General features: G+C 55.5%; 16 protein-coding genes and 1 tRNA gene. 8 read left to right on the top strand and 9 right to left on the bottom strand.

Going from position 1 to position 17,589, the window contains the following annotated elements:
* Positions 1-139: 139 nt before the first annotated feature.
* Positions 140-2,752: an adenosylcobalamin-dependent ribonucleoside-diphosphate reductase gene (locus tag K2F33_RS31580; RefSeq protein WP_263880527.1), complete on the bottom strand. Its 2,613-nt coding sequence runs from the start codon at positions 2,750-2,752 to the stop codon at positions 140-142.
* Positions 2,753-3,204: 452 nt separating this feature from the next.
* On the opposite strand from K2F33_RS31580, the gene K2F33_RS31585 reads away from it, so the two are divergent.
* The 3 genes from K2F33_RS31585 (at position 3,205) to K2F33_RS31595 (ending at position 7,019) form a co-directional block, all read left to right on the top strand.
* Complete coding sequence (locus K2F33_RS31585; RefSeq protein ID WP_263880528.1) at positions 3,205-4,950, top strand: DEAD/DEAH box helicase; 1,746 nt, start codon at positions 3,205-3,207, stop codon at positions 4,948-4,950.
* A complete protein-coding gene (locus K2F33_RS31590) occupies positions 4,950-5,891 on the top strand; it encodes a YqhG family protein (RefSeq protein WP_263880529.1) in 942 nt (313 codons plus the stop codon). The genes K2F33_RS31585 and K2F33_RS31590 overlap by 1 nt, the downstream gene beginning before the upstream one ends.
* A gap of 141 nt (positions 5,892-6,032) precedes the next feature.
* Entirely contained in the window at positions 6,033-7,019 is a 987-nt protein-coding gene (locus K2F33_RS31595; protein WP_263880530.1) for a hypothetical protein, read from the top strand.
* Between the two features lie 98 nt (positions 7,020-7,117).
* Here the strand turns inward: K2F33_RS31595 and K2F33_RS31600 are convergent, their stop codons facing one another.
* Positions 7,118-7,336: a YqzE family protein gene (locus K2F33_RS31600; RefSeq protein WP_263880531.1), complete on the bottom strand. Its 219-nt coding sequence runs from the start codon at positions 7,334-7,336 to the stop codon at positions 7,118-7,120.
* A gap of 221 nt (positions 7,337-7,557) precedes the next feature.
* On the opposite strand from K2F33_RS31600, the gene K2F33_RS31605 reads away from it, so the two are divergent.
* Positions 7,558-8,223: an N-acetylmuramoyl-L-alanine amidase gene (locus K2F33_RS31605; RefSeq protein WP_412974026.1), complete on the top strand. Its 666-nt coding sequence runs from the start codon at positions 7,558-7,560 to the stop codon at positions 8,221-8,223.
* On the opposite strand, the gene K2F33_RS31610 is transcribed toward K2F33_RS31605, so the two are convergent.
* Both K2F33_RS31610 and K2F33_RS31615 read right to left on the bottom strand, forming a co-directional pair.
* Entirely contained in the window at positions 8,198-9,106 is a 909-nt protein-coding gene (locus K2F33_RS31610) for a divergent polysaccharide deacetylase family protein (protein ID WP_244879191.1), read from the bottom strand. The genes K2F33_RS31605 and K2F33_RS31610 overlap by 26 nt on opposite strands.
* Before the next feature lie 175 nt (positions 9,107-9,281).
* Positions 9,282-9,366: transfer RNA gene (locus K2F33_RS31615), tRNA-Leu, on the bottom strand.
* Between the two features lie 203 nt (positions 9,367-9,569).
* Here K2F33_RS31615 and K2F33_RS31620 point away from each other — a divergent pair.
* The gene (locus K2F33_RS31620; RefSeq protein WP_263880533.1) at positions 9,570-10,031 is read left to right on the top strand and encodes a YhjD family protein; all 462 of its coding nucleotides are present in this window, start codon (positions 9,570-9,572) and stop codon (positions 10,029-10,031) included.
* A gap of 57 nt (positions 10,032-10,088) precedes the next feature.
* Here K2F33_RS31620 and K2F33_RS31625 read toward each other — a convergent pair whose 3' ends face one another.
* From K2F33_RS31625 to K2F33_RS31640, 4 genes are all read right to left on the bottom strand, one after another.
* Positions 10,089-10,304 carry a hypothetical protein gene (locus tag K2F33_RS31625; RefSeq protein WP_076170212.1) on the bottom strand — a complete coding sequence of 72 codons (216 nt, stop codon included), beginning with the start codon at positions 10,302-10,304 and terminating at the stop codon, positions 10,089-10,091.
* A gap of 373 nt (positions 10,305-10,677) precedes the next feature.
* Positions 10,678-11,007 carry a hypothetical protein gene (locus K2F33_RS31630; RefSeq protein ID WP_076170213.1) on the bottom strand — a complete coding sequence of 110 codons (330 nt, stop codon included), beginning with the start codon at positions 11,005-11,007 and terminating at the stop codon, positions 10,678-10,680.
* A 118-nt stretch (positions 11,008-11,125) separates the two neighbouring features.
* Entirely contained in the window at positions 11,126-11,698 is a 573-nt protein-coding gene (locus K2F33_RS31635) for a xanthine phosphoribosyltransferase (protein ID WP_076170214.1), read from the bottom strand.
* Positions 11,699-11,789: 91 nt separating this feature from the next.
* On the bottom strand, positions 11,790-12,380 hold the full coding sequence (locus K2F33_RS31640) for a DedA family protein (RefSeq protein WP_263880534.1): 591 nt from the start codon (positions 12,378-12,380) through the stop codon (positions 11,790-11,792).
* Positions 12,381-12,565: 185 nt separating this feature from the next.
* On the opposite strand from K2F33_RS31640, the gene K2F33_RS31645 reads away from it, so the two are divergent.
* The gene (locus K2F33_RS31645) at positions 12,566-13,594 is read left to right on the top strand and encodes a YkvI family membrane protein (RefSeq protein ID WP_263880535.1); all 1,029 of its coding nucleotides are present in this window, start codon (positions 12,566-12,568) and stop codon (positions 13,592-13,594) included.
* A gap of 76 nt (positions 13,595-13,670) precedes the next feature.
* On the opposite strand, the gene K2F33_RS31650 is transcribed toward K2F33_RS31645, so the two are convergent.
* The gene (locus K2F33_RS31650; protein WP_076170217.1) at positions 13,671-14,798 is read right to left on the bottom strand and encodes a glycosyltransferase family 4 protein; all 1,128 of its coding nucleotides are present in this window, start codon (positions 14,796-14,798) and stop codon (positions 13,671-13,673) included.
* 134 nt (positions 14,799-14,932) lie between these two features.
* Here K2F33_RS31650 and K2F33_RS31655 point away from each other — a divergent pair, with 134 nt between their 5' ends.
* Complete coding sequence (locus tag K2F33_RS31655; RefSeq protein ID WP_263880536.1) at positions 14,933-16,099, top strand: GGDEF domain-containing protein; 1,167 nt, start codon at positions 14,933-14,935, stop codon at positions 16,097-16,099.
* A 43-nt stretch (positions 16,100-16,142) separates the two neighbouring features.
* The gene (locus K2F33_RS31660; protein ID WP_263880537.1) at positions 16,143-17,540 is read left to right on the top strand and encodes an RsmB/NOP family class I SAM-dependent RNA methyltransferase; all 1,398 of its coding nucleotides are present in this window, start codon (positions 16,143-16,145) and stop codon (positions 17,538-17,540) included.
* Positions 17,541-17,589 lie beyond the last annotated feature (49 nt).

Here is a 17,589-nt window from a genome sequence, read left to right on the forward strand (position 1 = left end):
AGATCGGCAGGAAAAATAAGACCGGCAGCTTGAGGGTATTTCCCCAAACTGCCGGTTAATCAATCTTCGGATTTACAATGTGCTACAACTCAACTCGCTTTATTTATTTTTTCCATCTCCGTGTATGACCACGCTCTATTTACGAGCACTTGCTATACCCACAGTTGCCGCAAGTTTTGCAGCCCTCGATATTGATCAGCGCCGCAGCCCCGCAGGATGGGCACAGGTCCACCGACGCCTTCGGCGCATCATGGCTGTGCGAGTGGGTTCCGCCATGGTCCGCTGTCTCCGGTGCCAGCGTAGCTGCCACGGGCGCAGGCTCCGGATGGTCATCTTCGATGCCGCTCTGCACATGCGCTTCCAGCGCTTTGGCGACCGCGTCGGCGATCGATTCCACGCGGTTGACGCCAAAGCCGATTGCACCGGACCCGCCGATGCCCTTCAGGTGCTTGATCAGCAGCTCCACCTTGTGGCCATGGTCGCCGTAGCGGAGGAACAGGGAGCAGACGCGGCCCAGCGCTTCCGCCATGGCGAACACATCGGAGCCTGCCTTGCCTACGTTCAGGAAGATCTCGCTCGGAATGCCGTCGAGGTCGTTGATCGTAATGTACGCCATGCCGAACGGCGTGTTGATCTTATAGGTTGCGCCGCGCAGCACCTGCGGCCGGCGCTTGTACTGCTTATCCACTACGGAGCTCTGGCTGCTTGCCACGGCAGCGGCTACCTGGGCACCCGCCTGCTCTGCGGCAGCCGGTACGGCAGCCTCGGAGGCAGCTGTTTCCGCAGTCGGAGCGGCCTTCGCTTCGCTCTTGTCTTCCTTCTTCTCCGTTTGCAGCACCTGCACGTCGCGACTGCCGTCACGGTAGATCGTCACGCCCTTGCATCCAAGGTCGAACGCCAGCTCATACAGCCGCTTCGTTTCTTCGACCGTGAAGTCGGCCGGGCAGTTCGCAGTCTTCGAGATGGAACTGTCCACCCAGCGCTGAATGGCGGCCTGAGCGCGGATATGGTCTTCCGCCGTCAGATCCATCGCCGTCACGAAGTAATCCGGCAGTTCTTCGCCCGGATGGGCGTCCAGCCAGTCCTGCGCGATCGGCACAAATTGCTCGTCGAAGCCGAGGCGGCTCTGACGGAAGTATTTAAACGCGAAGTATGGCTCGATACCGGTCGACGTGCCGACCATCGTTCCCGTGCTGCCGGTCGGCGCCTGGGTGATGACGGTCACGTTGCGCATGCCCTTCTCACGGATGGCCGTGCCGACTTCCGGGAACGCCTCGGTCATATTTTTCATAAATCCGCTCTGCAAATACGGATCCGCGTCAAACGCCAGGAACGAGCCTTTCTCTTCCGCAATGTCAGCCGATGCCAGGTATGCTTCGCGGGCGATAAAACCGTACAGCTTGTCAAGGAACTCGAGTGATTCCGGACTGCCGTACCGGATGTTCAGCTTGATCATCAGCTCCGCCAGACCCATCGAACCGAGGCCGATCCGGCGCTCCTTCTTCTGGTTTTTCTCGTTTTCTTCAAAATGGTACGGCGTCGTGTCGATAACGTTATCCAGGAAACGCACGGAGTAACGCGTCACCGTCGCCAGTTCGTCCCAAGCCACGTCATGCTTCTCTTCATCGTAGAACTTGGAGAGATTCATCGCAGACAGGTTGCAGACGCCCCATGCCGGAAGCCCCTGCTCGCCGCACGGATTCGTGCAGATAATCGGGTTGAAGTACCAGCTGTTGGACATCTGATTATAGTATTCCATAAAGACGACGCCCGGCTCGGCTGATTTCCACGCCGATTCGATAATCGTATGCCAGATTTCGCTCGCCTTCACCGTCCGGTACGGAATGACGGCATGGCCGCCCTGCTTCCATTTCTCAAGGTCGCCGTCCCACAGCTCGTCGTAATCCGGATCCGTCGTATCCGGGAATACCAGCTCCCAGTCCAGGTCCTCCTTGACCGCCTTCATGAAATCATTGCTCACACAGACGGAAAGGTTGGCGTTCGTCACTTGTCCCATCGTCTGCTTGACCGTAATAAAATCGAGCACGTCCGGGTGCCAGTCGTTGATCATGAGCATCAGCGCGCCGCGCCGGCTGCCGCCCTGCTCGATCAGGCCGGTTGTGTAGCTGAACAATCCGCCCCAGGATACCGCACCGCTCGAGGATCCGTTCACGCCCTTAACCACGGATCTGCGCGGACGGAGCGAGGACAGGTTGATGCCGACTCCGCCGCCCCGCGCCATAATTTCGGTCATCTCGGACAGCGTCGCCATGATACCGCCGCGGCTGTCCTTCGGCGAAGGAATGACGTAACAGTTAAACAGCGTCAGCTCGTCACTGGCACCCGCTCCGGCGGCAATCCGCCCGCCCGGAACGAGCTTCCAGTCTTCCAGAATGTAGCGGAACTTCTCTTTCCACTCGGCCTGCAGCTCCGGCGTCGGCTCCGCCGATGCCATGGCCCCGGCCAGCCGGTCCCACATTTCCTCAGGCGTCTTCTCGATATTCAGCGTCAGCTTCTCGACGTCCGTCTCCACCAGCTCGCCGCGGCGTGTTTTTACCGTCGCCCGTTTCCCCTCGCGCGATACGATCTCGCCGACTTCCTTTGTCGGAAACTTCGGATCGTCCTTGGTCAGTACAAGTACGACGTCTCCAACTTTGGCGTGATTCGGGTCCGGGTCCTTCCAAGCATACCGGTCCAAAAAGATTTTTTCGCTTAACCCCTCAAGCTTCTGTTTGCTCTGAACTTGATTCACTGTTACATTCTCCTCCCATGACTGTTCTGCCGAACGTATCGGCTCTTAGTTCCGATCAGCGGATGATGTCGGTCTGCCGACTGCGCTAAAAGTGCCGGTTCACTTCCGGGAAAGGCCTGTATGTAGCCGGGTTCCTTCCATTCAATAAACGAAATATCCCCATTTAAAACGCAAATCCGCTCGTCATGTACCATATATTGTGTGCATTGATGATTATACTATACCACATATTGTTACTCCACGCCTTAATCCTGAAATTTAGACCATGAAAGCTCTTCACTCTGGGACAACCTTTGCTTTTCTCCGCCAATCTCACTTTTTTGCTTCGGTTCCTTTGAAAAAAATTGTGAAAATCAGCGGATGCCTCCATCCATACGGAGGTTATGAACTCTCCGGTTTACGTGCATACTACTCTTACGCGAGATTACGAACCTATTAAGGAGGTACAAGGCTTGAAAACTTCTCATCTCGGTAGCGGGGCGCAGGCCGGGGACCTTCCTGTTCCCCTGAATATTGACCGCAGCTGGCTGGATAACCTCGAATCCCGCCTGGATAAAGGCGGCCCCTGGGGTGACTTCCGGCTGTTTCAGCTGGCCGTTCAGGGCGAAGAGGCGCGGCTTGTGACGAGCTTTGACGAGCTGCAGTGTGTGAAGCATTTGCAGGACCTGTCCCCCCTTCCCCATCAGATCGACACGGCGCGGAGGGTGCTGTTTGAGATGTCCGGCAGAGCCATTCTGGCCGATGAGGTCGGACTGGGCAAGACGATCGAAGCAGGACTCATTTTAAAAGAATACATGGTGCGCGGGCTGGTATCCAAAGTGCTGATTCTGGTACCCGCCTCCCTGGTGCTCCAGTGGGTCCGCGAGCTGAACAGCAAATTCGGCATCCCGGCGGTCGCGCAGAAAAAGGCTTATTCCTGGCATTCCGACGTCGTCGTCGCCTCCATGGATACCGCCAAGCGCGAGCCCCACAAGGACATGCTGATGGAGCAGGAATACGACATGCTCATTATCGACGAGGCGCACAAGCTGAAGAACAAGAAAACGACGAACTATCAATTTATCCAGAAGCTGCGGAAAAAGTACTGCCTGCTGCTGACTGCGACGCCGGTTCAAAACGATATGAGCGAGCTCTTCAACCTTATTACGCTGCTGAAGCCCGGCCAGCTCGGGCGGCAGGGGGATTTTGCGGCCAACTTCGTTGTCGGCAAACGGCAGGCGAAGAACGAGGGTCAGCTCCGGGACGAGCTCGCCAAGGTAATGATCCGCAACCGGCGCGGCGAAGGCCCGGTGCAGTTCACCAAACGGACGGTGCGCAACGTCAGCCTGCAGCTCTCTCCTGAGGAGCAGGCGCTGTACGACGGTGTAACTTCTTTCGTCAAGAACCAGTACAAAGCGTCCGGGGGCAACCTCAGCAGCATGCTGTCCCTGGTCACGCTGCAGCGTGAGGTGTGCAGCAGCCGGGACGCGGTGTTCCTGACCCTCGTGAACCTGTCCAAGAAGATTCCGGACGACTCCCCGCTCACCGCCGAAGTGTGGGAGCTGGTGAACGCAATCCGGAATATCAAAGCGAACACGAAGGCCGAAAAGACGATCGAGCTGATCAAGGACATGAACGAAAAGGTCATCGTGTTTACGGAATACCGGGCGACGCAGGAATACCTGCTGCAGTATTTTCAAAAGCACGGCTTGTCCTGTGTACCGTACCGCGGCGGAATGAACCGGGGCAAAAAGGACTGGATGATGGACCTGTTCCGCGGCCGGGCCCAGGTCATGATCGCCACCGAAGCCGGCGGCGAGGGCATCAACCTGCAGTTCTGCCACCATATGATCAATTTTGACCTGCCATGGAACCCGATGCGGGTGGAGCAGCGGATCGGCCGCGTCCACCGGCTCGGGCAGCAGAACGACGTGAAGATCTACAACCTGTCCACCACCGGAACGATCGAGGAGCATATCCTGAATCTGCTGCACGAAAAAATCAACATGTTTGAGACGGTCATCGGCGGCCTGGATGTCATTCTGGAGCGTTTCGAGAAAAAGGAATCGTTCGAGAAAAGCCTGTACAAGCTGTTCCTCGAGTCGGAGTCGGATGAGGAAATCCGCAGCAAAGTCAGCTCGCTCGGGCAGTCGCTTGACCAGATCAAGCGCGAGATCGAATACGAAGATGCGGAAACCGTCATTGAGGAGGAAGCTTGATGAGCCTGTCCCCGCAGGAAGTTCAGAAGCAAGTGCTAACCTATCTGGAAACGACCGAATGCAGCATTATCGAGAAGTCCCCTTATCACGTGACTGTCAAACTGTCACCGCAGGCGGACAAGCAGCTGACCAACCGCCCCTACTACTGGGGCTTTATTGAACGGACTGGGGCGGAGCCGGAGACTCTCTCCTACACCTTCGTCTTTGATCCGGACCAATATAACGAACAGGCGGCCAAAACCCCGCCCCCTTCAGCGCAGCCTCAGCCGCAGGACAGCATTCTGTCGAGGTATTTCGGGGTGAATCCGGCAGGGCCGCGGATCGGCCCGGGGCGGATTCCCCGCGAAGACGTCACATACGGCAGCAGCCGGCTGCAGCAAATTTGGGCCGTAGCCCGGCAGGAGGGCTCCTGCGTGTACCTGTTTGAGCAGCCGGGCCCTTTGCAGCGGGAGACGCTGTTCTCCGCCCCCTACGAGCCGTGGCTGGGCGTCTGCTTCAAGGTCGAGATGACCTGCGACGTGAAGAAAGAAGCGCTCCACTTCATCGGCATCTCGCTGGTGACCGGGCAGATCGACCAACAGTTTGCCCAGCGTCTGGAGAAGCTTCAACTCGGGCCGCGGCTGCCCGAGAATATCCATATCCAGCCGGGAAGCCTCTCGCTCGCTGGCGCGGCCAATCTGCTGGAGAAGCATATGAAGGATCAGCTGGCGGGCGAGGATTACAGCTGGGCGGAAGCCGCAAGGGAGCGCCTTAGGGATGAGCTTGCGGTGATCGACATGTATTACGAAGACCTCCTCAAGGAAACCGAGGAGGAGAAGCTTACGGCCATCCGGGAGCAATACGACAACCGGCGTAGCGAAATGACATGGCAGTATGAACCTAAGGTGAACCTGTCCGCCATAACCTGCGGTCTGTTTCACTTAAGATCCATCCGTCCATGAGCATTTGACCTCCCTCGCTAAAAGAAGGCAAAAAAAGACCCGTGCCCGCGCCCCAAAGCCCGACACCTTGCAACAGCCTTTTTACGGCTTGTCCGATACAATGATGTCAATAAAGCTCTGAAATCGAGGAGGGTGAATGTGGTGAGGATGGTATCTCTCGCTTTAAAAGTGACGGCATTGACCTGTGCCGTCAGCTGCGCCTGGCCGGCCTGGAGTCCTGCGGTCCCGCAATCGGCCGCAGCGGTCGGCATCGCTGCCGCCAAGGCGGCAAGCCCCGTGCGGACGGCCTTGCTTCGGATCGCATCGGGATCGGACATGCAGGCGGTGCCCGCGCCGCTGGAGAGCTTTGCCGGCACCGTCGTCCGCGAGCTGTCCGCGCAGTCCGAGTTTCAGCAGTGGGACGGCGCCGCCATCGACTATTACCCGCTAGGGCCCGGCACCCACAGCTGGCTTGCGGTCGTTTCAAAGGATAGCAAGCAGTTGGGATATTTAATATTCACCGCCAGGGAGGAAGGCGGATATATGCTCAGCGAGTACGGCAGCGGTCCAGCCATCCCTTACAGCAGCGATGCCCTCCATGACCGGCTGGCTGAGGATGGCCTTATTCCCGATCACCCCGGCCTCCCCACAAACGTTCAAATCCAAGCTCAATATTCGGCAGTGCTGCCGGTTTGGAAAGTGACCCTGCCCGGCAAGCCGGCAATGTACATCAATGCGCTGACCTTGGAGCTTCTGCCAGCAAATGCCGTTTCCGCCAGCACCGCCTCCGTTTCTAAGACGGCAGTCGTTACCAATCAGAACGGTCTCCGGCTCGAGGCATCGTCACCTGCTGCGAAGATAGATAGTAATGATCCTTATGACGACCTGCTCTGGATGACCTCCCCCCGGCTGAACATCCGCCGCGGAGACGATCTGCTGAAAGCCGTCGCATCCAGAGGCAGACTGATCTTCACCGCTCCCGGCCGTAACGCGTCCTATGGGGCGCCGTTTGCGGTAAGCGGGATTCAGACATGGTCCCAGGCCGCAAGCGCTCCTGCGGTCAGCTACGCGGCCACAGGACGTGCCGGAACCCGGTACCTCCCTGTCTCCATGCTGATGGCTGCCGGAGAATTTCATGCCCGCCCCTAGATCTCCTGCATGATTATCTGTTCCTGCCCTTATCGCGTTTCATTCCCAAAAAGAAGCGGACCTCGTGTGGATACGAGGTCCGCTTCTTTCATCTTCGTTCAGTCATGAAGATTCCGCATCTTGATTTTTCGCCGCTTGGGATGGCGTTTATCAGCCGTCCGGCCTCCCCATTGGGACAATCCGAACGGGATCATGCCGAACCATTTGACCGTCCACGGCTCTTTATATTTTTGCTTCTTTCGTTCTTCCTTGGGTGTTTCCATGTAGCTGACGACGCGCTCTGTAATGTATTTTACAAGTTCATCTCCACTGGCCATTTCCATTCCCCCCACAATGCCAAATTACAGCTCTGCTATGCTCTTAGTTTGCACAGAGATACGGTAATCTAAACGGAGGAATGCGGACGGTGCATTATTTACCGTTTATTGCACATTCTAACTTCGACATCAATTATTCGCTCCAATCCCGTTTAACGAAAGGAGGGCCATCCTTTATGCCTATCAAAAGCTTGATCGCCGCCATCCTCCTGATCCCGGCAATGTTGTGCGCAGGCAGCTCGTCCGCTTGGGCCGCTGGCCCCGGTGACCAAAGTACGACCGCCTATCCAGAGCATCCGGCTTTTCCGCATGAAGTGATTATCGTGGATGCAGGACATGGCGGTGTTGACGGAGGGACTTCATTTCAGAACATTCTGGAAAAGGACATTAACCTCGCCATCGCCCAGAAGCTGTTTATGCTGCTGCGCAGCCAGGGGTACGACGCGGTCTTGAACCGGACGGCTGACTACGCCCTCAGCGACGACAATCACTGGCTCCGCAGCTCTTCCCGCCATAAACGCGATCTCGCGCAGCGGAAGGAGTTAAGCCATCAGCTGCCGACCCTGATTGTCGTGAGTCTTCACGTCAATTGGGGCCGCAATCCTTCAAAGAACGGGGCGCTTGTGCTTCACCAGAACGAAGGGCGCAGCGTCCTGCTTGCGGACAGCATTCAGCAGCAGCTTAACCCGCTGTACCAGACGAAGGGAAGCATCCGGCTGGGAAGCCCGTTTTACCTGCTGAACCAGGTCAAAGATCCTGCGGTTATCGTAGAGACCGGATTTCTCAGCAATGCCGCAGACCGGGCGATGCTGTGCAATCGGCGCGGGCAGCTCAAGATCGCGCAGGCCATCGCGAACGGAATCAGCTATTATTTGACGGCAATATAGGCGCCGGCTTCCAATCCCAGATATCCCGGACGAGATCGCTGATTCCTACAAAAGATACGGAATTCTGCATACCGGTGATGCTTTGGCGAATGGCCTCCGCCGTCTTTTTCCCCTGCACGCCGACATGCCCGATCGTTACACAGTTCTGATGTTCGCTCGCCCAGGTTTCAACGGCTTTCATTTGTTTGCTGACATGGCTGACGGTGTGCCGGTCGTCCAGAAATATGTTATTGGCCACCGGAGGCATTCCCATCTGAACGGCCAGCTTGCCGACAACGGAATGGTAGTTGGTCTTGCTGTCCACGAAGAACAACCCGCGTTCGCGGCAGACCTCCAGCACGATGGACATGATCCGTTCGTCTCCGGTAATCTTCGATCCCATATGATTGTTCATGCCGACCGCATACGGCACGTTGTCGATGGCCTCCTCCACCCGTTTGCGAATCTCCTCATTGCTCATATTGGAGGTAATGGCACCGGGACCTAGCCACTTGGGATTGCCCTGCTTGGGCTCCATCGGCATATGGACAATGACGTCATGCCCCTGTTTATGGGCCAGCTCCGCGTCGGTTTTACTGGTAGGAAGAAACGGCATGATGGCCACGGTCAGCTTAATCGGCAGGGACAGCATTTCTTCGGTTCCCCCTTGCCCGTTCCCGAAGTCGTCGATGATGATCGCAACCTTTTTATCCGGCTTCATGTCACTTTGCCGCTGGTCTGCCCCGGGCTCCTCCGCTTGCTCGTTGAAGACCCGCTCCGCCGCCAGTGATCGTTCCCCATCCGCGAGGGCGGTTTGATCAGAAAGCGCAACCGTAAGCGCCAGTCCCGCTGCCGCAATATTCCGCCAGCCGCGATGCAGCTTATTGAAAGATGATGTACTCAAGCAACTTCCTCCTTTACTCGGTATCTCCACGATGTGGTTTCATTGTTTGAGGAAGTTGGAGGAATTATGTATAGCAAAAATCCCCGCTACTCCCCTCTCAGGAAAGATACGGGAAATAACAAATAACACAAAAAGGCGTCCCCGTTGTTCAAAACGGGAACGCCTTATGTATGTATGCGGTCGAGAGGACTCGAACCTCCACGGGGGGTTAGCCCACACGGACCTGAACCGTGCGCGTCTGCCAATTCCGCCACGACCGCAAATCGGTCGGTCACTCTTTGAAAGAATCAATCTTTCGCGGCGACAAGATAGATCATACCATGCTGGACAGGTATAGTCAACACTTTTTCAAAAAAAGTTTAATTTCCTCTTCATTCTAAACAATTTCCAGTTCCTATCTATTGAATAATCCAAGCATTTGCGGGTAAAATAAGAACATAAGTTCGTACAGGTGGTGATATGTATGGCAGCACCCGGCATGACGTCGGAAGAGACATCGCTGATTAAGAGTTATCTGCTCCTGATTTTTATTCATAAAGTTTTCGAACGGGACATTCGGATTATGGAGGAGAGCGGCGTATTCAAGACCCCCCAGTTGTATTCGGAACTGATTGTGAACGGCGACCGGCAGGCCGGCACGCTGCTCGCTGAAGTCAAGCGGGAAATGAGAAGACGCAAGATCCGGATCCTTCGAATCTTACAAGATGATACCGGGGTCAAGGCGGAATATTCCTGCAGAGGCTATACCGACGAAATGAATATCCTATGGCCGGCTTTTCGTAACGAGATGCTCGTTCGGATGAGAGTTTATCTCGGGCTGGATCCTTTCTCTCCCGAAGACCGTTCTCTCCTTCCCGTCTCTTCTTTTACTCCCCATATGGACCATCCCGCTGCTCCCTATTTTCAGGAGGGCTCCAAACCATAAGAGCCGCCTGGAGTCCCCCATATGAACCAAGGGGAACCGAACCAGACGGCTCTGCTATTATTCCAGAGGGCTTTGACGCGGAGCGCTCGCAGGCTGGAACAAGTAGTTCCGGTCCAGCTTGACCACTTTGCGGTTGCGGCGGCGGATCAGCACCTGGCTGCCGTCCCAAGCCACAACAATCCCGGTCACATCATTGCTTTCGATGCCGTCGCGAACCACCCGGACCTGCTCTCCGGATTGGCGGTACGCATCCAATTCCTCATCGCTGATCATCTCCAATCCTCCTTTGCTTTTGAAGCAATCTCTTCATGTAGTGAACATCGATAAGTATATGCTTTTCCCGCATATCTTACAATGGAATCGGTGTGTACCGACCTTTTTTATACACAAGACTGAGCGGGTTCAATGGCATTTTTCGTTAAAGTCATCCGGCATGATTAAGAAAAACGTCTATCGACGTACCTTCAAAGAAGACAGACCGCGTTTAGAGGTAATTTTTCTTGCAATATCAGGAAGCAATGCTCTGGCGTTTATACTTTTCTGATATTATAAGAAAGGACCAGCAGCCAATCGGCCGCTGATCCTGAATGTGTTGGTATAAAGGTGTGTATATTAATCAACTGAACCTCTCGGTGACGCTCAGCAATTAACGTTGTGCGTGTTCTTTACTGTCGTTCTTCTCGTACCAATAATCGAGCACCGTCGACGACATCACTCGTTTTTCCAGATATTCAACTTGATGAGGGGTAAACAATTCCTTCCAGGAGAAGTCTAGCTCATCACACATGCCCACGATGGTCAGCAGTTCTGACCAGGCCACGTAACGTTTATACCAAAAAAACTGAGGATGCTCTATAATATAGGGATAGAGGTCATCGAATTCGGTATGCTTGCAATCAAGCGCTCTTTCAAAGTGATCCTTTGCTTTGGCCAATTTATCAATGAAATACTGTTCGGTTACCGGTTCTTTCCCCATTGTGCTGCCTCCCCTCATGATCATCTAATACATATTATAAGCCAAAAGACGGCCGGTTGAAAGAAATTGTTTCGATTTATCCGCGGAAAATGCGGCGAAACGGGCTTTCATCCCGGGCTTAATCGGCAAAAGTGATGACGCCGCCTTCGAGCGACTGGATACGGACGAGCGGTTCAATACTTATGCCCTGCTCCCGGATGGTCCGGGCCCCTGCCTGAAAGCACTTCTCTATGACGACACCAAGGCCGACCAATTCCGCGCCGGAGCGTTCGATAATTTTGATAAGCCCCCGCGCAGCATCTCCGTTTGCAATGATGTCATCGATAAAGAGCACTTTATCCTGTTCGCTGATATAATGACGCGACAGCATAATATCCGTCACGATCCCTTTGGTAAACGAAGGAACCCGTTCGCAAAGAGCGTCCGGATCGGCCAGCAGCGTCTTCTTGCGGCGGGCGAACACCAGCGGCACGCCAAGCTCGTAAGCCGTCGCAAAGGCCACCGCAATCCCGGACGATTCCACGGTAACGACCCGGGTCACACCGGCTTCGGCAAACCGGGATGCAAACTCTTTTCCCATCTCCATCGTCAACTGCGGATCCACCTGGTGATTAAGCAGACCGTCCAAGTTCAGCACCTGATCCGAAACGATGACGCCTTCTTGTAAAATTCGTTCTTTTAACTTATCCATTTCAATAGCCCCCCACGCCGTTCCTTTGACGTAAAAGTAACATATCTTGGGCTCCCACTTCAAGGGGAAACTCCATACATAACTTCAAATGTCAGCGTTTCTTCCACCGAAGCAAGCCAATGGCCGCTCCGAGTGCAAGAAGAGCCGCAAGCAGCGCGATCCGGATCGTGGTGTGCGTCATCCTCCCGGCAATTTCGTTCCAATGGTATCCAACGGCATGTCCGATCAGCATAAAGATGGTGCACCACAAGGCGGCACCTGCTCCCGCATACACCACATAAGCCCTGACAGGAAGTTTCGTCGTCCCCGCGATATACGAAGATAAATGCCGGAGTCCCGGCACGAAGTAGCCGACGATAATGCTTAGTGATCCATAACGCCTGAACCACTTTTCCGCCCCAGCCAGCCGCTCCGGAGTCATTCTTACCCATTTTCCATACCGGTGAAGCAGAGGTTCCCCGACCAGGCGTCCAAGAGAATAGCTGATCATCATCCCGGTCATGCTTCCCAGAAAAGTGACGGCCAGCGCGCCGGCAAAGTTGAACTCACCCCTCGCAGCCATCCCCCCGAAAGCAACAATCAGCGTTTCGTCAGGCACCGGAATACCCAGAATGCCCAAGGCCAGCAAAAAGTACATGGCCGCATACCCGTAATGGGCAATGTAAAAGGTAATCCCTGCCATTACAAAGCCTCTCTTTCCTATCGGTGTGTCTATTCGTCCATTCGAACGCAGCCGCTCACGGAAAACGCCTGATGGACTGCCTTCATGAGACATGGACAGGTTCCAGTCATGTCCTACCTCTAATCATCATAACCTGTAGTACAGGCAGGACACAAACCGGACTGCCTGGAGCAGGGAGGATAACGATGAAGAACGGGATCAGGGTACTTCAAATTGCTTTTACATATATCGGAACCATTGTGGGTGCAGGCTTTGCGACCGGACAGGAGATCCTGCAGTTTTTTACCCAATACGGCAAATGGGCGACGTTGACGATTCTGCTGTCCACCGCCCTGTTTATTTGGCTTGGGACCAAGATTATGATCATTTCACGGCGGATATCGGCCAGATCCTATGAGGATTTCAACAAGCATTTGTTCGGGGACCGGGCCGGGGGAGTGATCAGCATCGTGATGATGTTCGTGCTCATCTGCGTAAACAGCGTCATGTTAGCGGGAGCCGGCTCCGTTTTCGTCGAGCATTTACACCTTCATTATCAGACAGGCCTGATCATCACTCTGGTCGGATCCTATGTCTTGCTCACCCGGGGAATGAACGCCATCGTGCAGATGAACAGCATTGTTGTCCCTTTGATGCTGACGTTGTCTTTGGCCATTATTTTCAATACGATCCGCATGCCGGGGGCAGACAGCTTCCTGCGGATTACGACCGACCATCATTTTACGGCGGTATGGACATCTCCGCTGCTGTATACAGCCTTCAATCTCGTCATGGCCCAAGCGGTGCTGGTCCCCCTTGGAAGCAAGACGGACAGCCATACGGTAGTTAAATGGGGAGGCATTCTGGGGGGCGTCGGCGTCGGGTTCATGCTGCTGGCCGCGCATGTTGCCATGTCCGCCCACATGCCGGGCATCCGGCAGTACGAAATCCCGATGGGCAGCATCGCCAGCAACTTGGGCACCACGATCCAGCTGATTTATGTGATGCTGATCTTTTTAGAGATTTTCAGCACCTTCGTCGCCGACATCTACGGAGTCACCCTTCAGCTGCAGCAGCATCTTCCTTTGCCGCCAAAGCTTCTGATTGTCTGCGTCATGTTCATCTGCTTTCTGCTGAGCCAGATCGGATTCAGCTCCCTGCTGTCCGTGCTGTACCCGATTATCGGCGCGCTGTGCCTGATATTGGTGCTGAAGCTGATGTTCATATCCAAATGACAGAGCCATGAAATAGAAAAAAAGGCGGGAGCTGAAAATCTCAGCACCTGCCTCTTTGTGTTGAACGGCCAGCACGCTACACCTTTTGATAAGATAAATAAATTTTCTTCAGTTCATTCACCGCATGCGTCAGGGAATATTGGCTCTTCGCCTTATCCCAGGCCGTCCGGGCGAGATCGTAGCGGTACATCGGGTCTGTGATAACCTTCTCAAGCGCTTCGCAGAGCGCGATCGGGTCCTCCGGCGGCACCAGCAGGCCGTTCACTCCGTCTTCGATCTGCTCCGGAATTCCGCCCACGTCGGTTCCTACCAGGGCCAGGCAGCTGAGCGCCGCTTCCGCAAAGACCGAACCAAAGGCTTCCGCTCTGGAAGGGAGCACGAAAATATCAAAAAACGGCATAAACTCTTCCGGATGCAGCGTGTATCCATAGAAAATAGTTTCGTTATAAATGCCAAGCTCTTTGGCAAGGCTCTCCAGCTCCGTGCGGAACGGTCCGTCTCCGATGATGTGCAGCACGTAGTCATGCCCCTTCTTCTTAAGCTCGGCGCAGGCCTTCAGCAAAATATCCAGCCCTTTGGCGGGTACCAGGCGGCAGACCGTAATCAACTGCGGCACCTCGTTCTCATGGGGAACCGGCTTGAACCGCTTTTCGTCAAAACCGTTCGGAATGACCCCAATCTTATCCGGATGGTCCACATAGTCCGACAAATAGCCGGCGAACGACCGGGAAACCGTCAGCATGCGCTGGCTCTTCTGCTCCAGCTCCCGATACAGCGATACGAGGAACCGATGCTCCGGCCCACCGTTCTTAATGCGTCCGTTCAATATTAATTCCCGTTCATAACTGGAGTGAATGGTCTGAATTAACGGCGTATCGGGAAAAACCTGCTTGGCGGCCAGCCCGGCGATGGGATGGTGCGCATGGATCAGGTCATACGGCTTCTGGATCCGCAGACGCGTCCACCACAAGTAATCCTTGTATGTCTGAATATATTTTTGAACGACAGGGGAGTCCTTGAACTCGGTCCAATCGAAGGTGTCAAACACGACCTCCTCATGCCCCTTGTTGCGGATCCGTTTAGGAAGCCAAAACAGCTCCATATCCCATCTCGATGATTGGAATCGCTCCTGCATATACGGAATCATGGAGGATACTCCGCCCGGCTGCTCGGGTGGGAAAAAGAGGGCCTGTAACAATCTCATAATGGGAAAACCACCCCTTTCTGTAGGTCTCTTAGCTTTTCGGCATCTTGTAAATTATGATATATTAGAACATATGTTTCAGTAAAGTAAAACCGCTGATCCAAAGAATATTCAAGAGAGCAGGAGAACGATCCATGCCCTACTCTTCATTCTTATCCCCCATTGTACCGGGGATTGCCGCCGCATCAGGTTTATATATCATACTCATCATGCTGCTGATTTGTCTCACGATGTACAGCAGGCAGCGCAAAAAAGCCTATCTCTACATGGTGGCGGCTTTTCTGTTCATTATGGCATACGAAGGGGTGAACATCCATTTCGCCTTCTCCGGATCGCTGAGGCAAGGGAATTATCCGGAAGGTGCCGATTGGCTCCAGGCCTTCTCCCTCCTCCTCCTCAACTTCGCTGTGTACCAGCTGTACCACCGGATGAACCGCAGGCTGCGGGCGCTCCTGATCGTCATGGCGCTTCTGTATGTCGTTCCGCTCCTGTCTCCCGGGTTTCTGGAAGGGGCCGGAAGCTGGCAGGCGGGTTATATAGACCTGTGCCAATTGGGCACCGTAATGATAGGGCTATTCGGCATGGCGCCGCGGGTCGGCCAGCGCAAGAAATATACCGCCGGATTGGCCGTCTATTTCATCTACATTTCGGTCCATCTGCTGAACAACCTCATCCCCCTGGAAAAGACTTGGATTCCGGCGATCTGGATCTGGCTGCCGCTCTTGTTTTACACGCTCCTCTTTTTTATTTTGTTTACGCGGATCGTGGAGCAAATGCAGTCGATCTACCGCTCATCCATTACCGACGGCTTGACCAATTTATACAACCGCCGCTTCTTTACGAGGCAGCTGAACCGTTACGTGGACCAGGGGCTGAAGGTCTCGCTGATCTTCTGCGACATCGATAATTTCAAGAAGCTGAACGATACCGAAGGCCATGCCAGAGCGGATCAGGTGCTGAAGCAGGTGGCCGCTATTATCGAGGAGGAAGTCGATGAGACGGGCCTGGCCGGGCGGTACGGGGGCGAAGAACTGGTTGCCCTCATCGTGGACAAAAGGGCCAAAGTCAGCCGGATCGCCGAGCAAATCCGGGCCCGGGTCGAAGCCGAAACGATCGTGACCCTGAGCGTCGGATACAGCGTCCTTCGCGCCGGCACGAACGCCGGTACGCTCATTTCGCAGGCGGATCAGGCCATGTACCGCTCGAAGACGACAGGCAAAAATAAAGTGACCGCATACCGGTCTTCAAATCCGCCGGCAGCCGCCGGGACGGCCCCTTCGGCGGAAAGCGCGAATACATAGAAACCGCATCCATGATGATGTTGAATAAAGGAGTATGTAACGAATGGGTAAACAGGAACTCCCCGCAGCTTTTGTCAGACAGATGGAATCGCTGCTGGGAAGCGATACCGAAGCATTTCTTGACAGCTACGAGCAGCCGAGAACGCATGGGCTCAGGTTCAACGGCTTAAAGCTTGCGGGCGTGCCGCAGCTCAAGGAGGCAGTCATCCGGGAGTTTGGCTTGACCCCGGTTCCTTGGTGCAGCACCGGCTACTATTACGGGGAGAACGTCCGGCCCGGCAAGCATCCGTACCACACGGCCGGCTTATATTACATCCAGGAACCGTCCGCTATGTCGGCTGTGGAGCTGCTCGATCCGCAGCCCGGCGAGACGATCCTGGACCTGGCCGCGGCGCCAGGCGGCAAGAGTACCCATATCGCCTCGAAAATGAAGGGCGAAGGGCTGCTCGTCTCGAACGAAATCCACCCGGAACGGGCAAAAATTTTGGCCGAGAACATCGAGCGTATGGGCGTTACTAACGCTGTGGTTACAAGCGCGGCACCGGACGAGCTGTCGCGCCGTTTCCCGCAGGCTTTTGACCGGATCATGCTGGACGCCCCATGTTCGGGCGAAGGCATGTTCCGCAAGGACTCCGGGGCGATCGCGGAATGGACGCCGCAGCTGGTCGAGCTGTGCGCCGCCCGGCAGTGGGATATTCTGCAGGAGGCATACGCCATGCTGAAACCCGGCGGTACGATGGCTTATTCAACCTGCACGTTTAACCGCAGCGAGAATGAAGACATGATGGAGCGCTTTACGGCTCATTATGCCGATATGGAAATCATCGCCATGAAGCGGCTGTGGCCGCATCGCGAGGCGGGGGAAGGGCATTTTGTCGCCCTCCTCCAGAAACGGGGCGAACCCAGCGGTGGCGGGCAGACCCTGGAGGCCTCGCCAAGCGAGCGGCAGCGGCCGCGAAGAAAAGGCCGCAGCGGAAACGGCAAGCCGGGAGCCGGCCTCCAGGACGCCACGTCTGCGCTGAAGGCGTTCCAGGCCTGGGCGGATGAGGAGCTGCCGGACTTCGCGCTGCCGGCGGGTACGCCGATTCTGTTCGGCGAATCGCTGTACCTGCTTCCAGGCGGGGAGCTGCTGCAGGAACAGCAGCTCCAGGGCCTGAAAGTGCCGCGGGCGGGCCTCCACCTGGCCCACCTCAAGAAAAACCGGATCGAGCCGGCGCATGCGCTCGCCATCGCTCTCTCCCCGCAGCAGGCGGCCAAGCGCATCACGCTGGCCGCAGAGGACCCGCAGGTCTCCGCCTACCTGCGGGGCGAGACCCTTCAGGTCGACGCCTCCCTGAAGGGCTGGGTGCTCGCGGCCGTGGACGGCCTGCCGCTCGGCTGGGGCAAAGCCAGCAGCGGGCAGCTCAAAAACCACCTGCCCAAAGGCCTGCGGCAGCACTAGCCGCCCCGTAATCGGCCATCAACAACAAAGAGCCTCCCTACGCCAGCGT

The sequence above is a fragment of the Paenibacillus sp. PSB04 genome (genome assembly GCF_025809195.1).
GTDB classification, from domain to species: Bacteria; Bacillota; Bacilli; order Paenibacillales; family Paenibacillaceae; genus Paenibacillus_AQ; species Paenibacillus_AQ favisporus.

Excerpts from the sequence above, each read along its gene's own strand:
- K2F33_RS31635 (WP_076170214.1), bottom strand. The coding sequence starts at position 11,698 with ATGGATAAGTTAAAAGAACGAATTTTACAAGAAGGCGTCATCGTTTCG.
- K2F33_RS31640 (WP_263880534.1), bottom strand. The coding sequence starts at position 12,380 with ATGGCAGGGATTACCTTTTACATTGCCCATTACGGGTATGCGGCCATG.
- K2F33_RS31590 (WP_263880529.1), top strand. The coding sequence starts at position 4,950 with ATGAGCCTGTCCCCGCAGGAAGTTCAGAAGCAAGTGCTAACCTATCTG.
- K2F33_RS31655 (WP_263880536.1), top strand. The coding sequence starts at position 14,933 with ATGCCCTACTCTTCATTCTTATCCCCCATTGTACCGGGGATTGCCGCC.
- K2F33_RS31620 (WP_263880533.1), top strand. The coding sequence starts at position 9,570 with ATGGCAGCACCCGGCATGACGTCGGAAGAGACATCGCTGATTAAGAGT.
- K2F33_RS31650 (WP_076170217.1), bottom strand. The coding sequence starts at position 14,798 with ATGAGATTGTTACAGGCCCTCTTTTTCCCACCCGAGCAGCCGGGCGGA.
- K2F33_RS31605 (WP_412974026.1), top strand. The coding sequence starts at position 7,558 with ATGTTGTGCGCAGGCAGCTCGTCCGCTTGGGCCGCTGGCCCCGGTGAC.
- K2F33_RS31600 (WP_263880531.1), bottom strand. The coding sequence starts at position 7,336 with ATGGCCAGTGGAGATGAACTTGTAAAATACATTACAGAGCGCGTCGTC.
- K2F33_RS31645 (WP_263880535.1), top strand. The coding sequence starts at position 12,566 with ATGAAGAACGGGATCAGGGTACTTCAAATTGCTTTTACATATATCGGA.
- K2F33_RS31625 (WP_076170212.1), bottom strand. The coding sequence starts at position 10,304 with ATGATCAGCGATGAGGAATTGGATGCGTACCGCCAATCCGGAGAGCAG.
- K2F33_RS31660 (WP_263880537.1), top strand. The coding sequence starts at position 16,143 with ATGGGTAAACAGGAACTCCCCGCAGCTTTTGTCAGACAGATGGAATCG.
- K2F33_RS31630 (WP_076170213.1), bottom strand. The coding sequence starts at position 11,007 with ATGGGGAAAGAACCGGTAACCGAACAGTATTTCATTGATAAATTGGCC.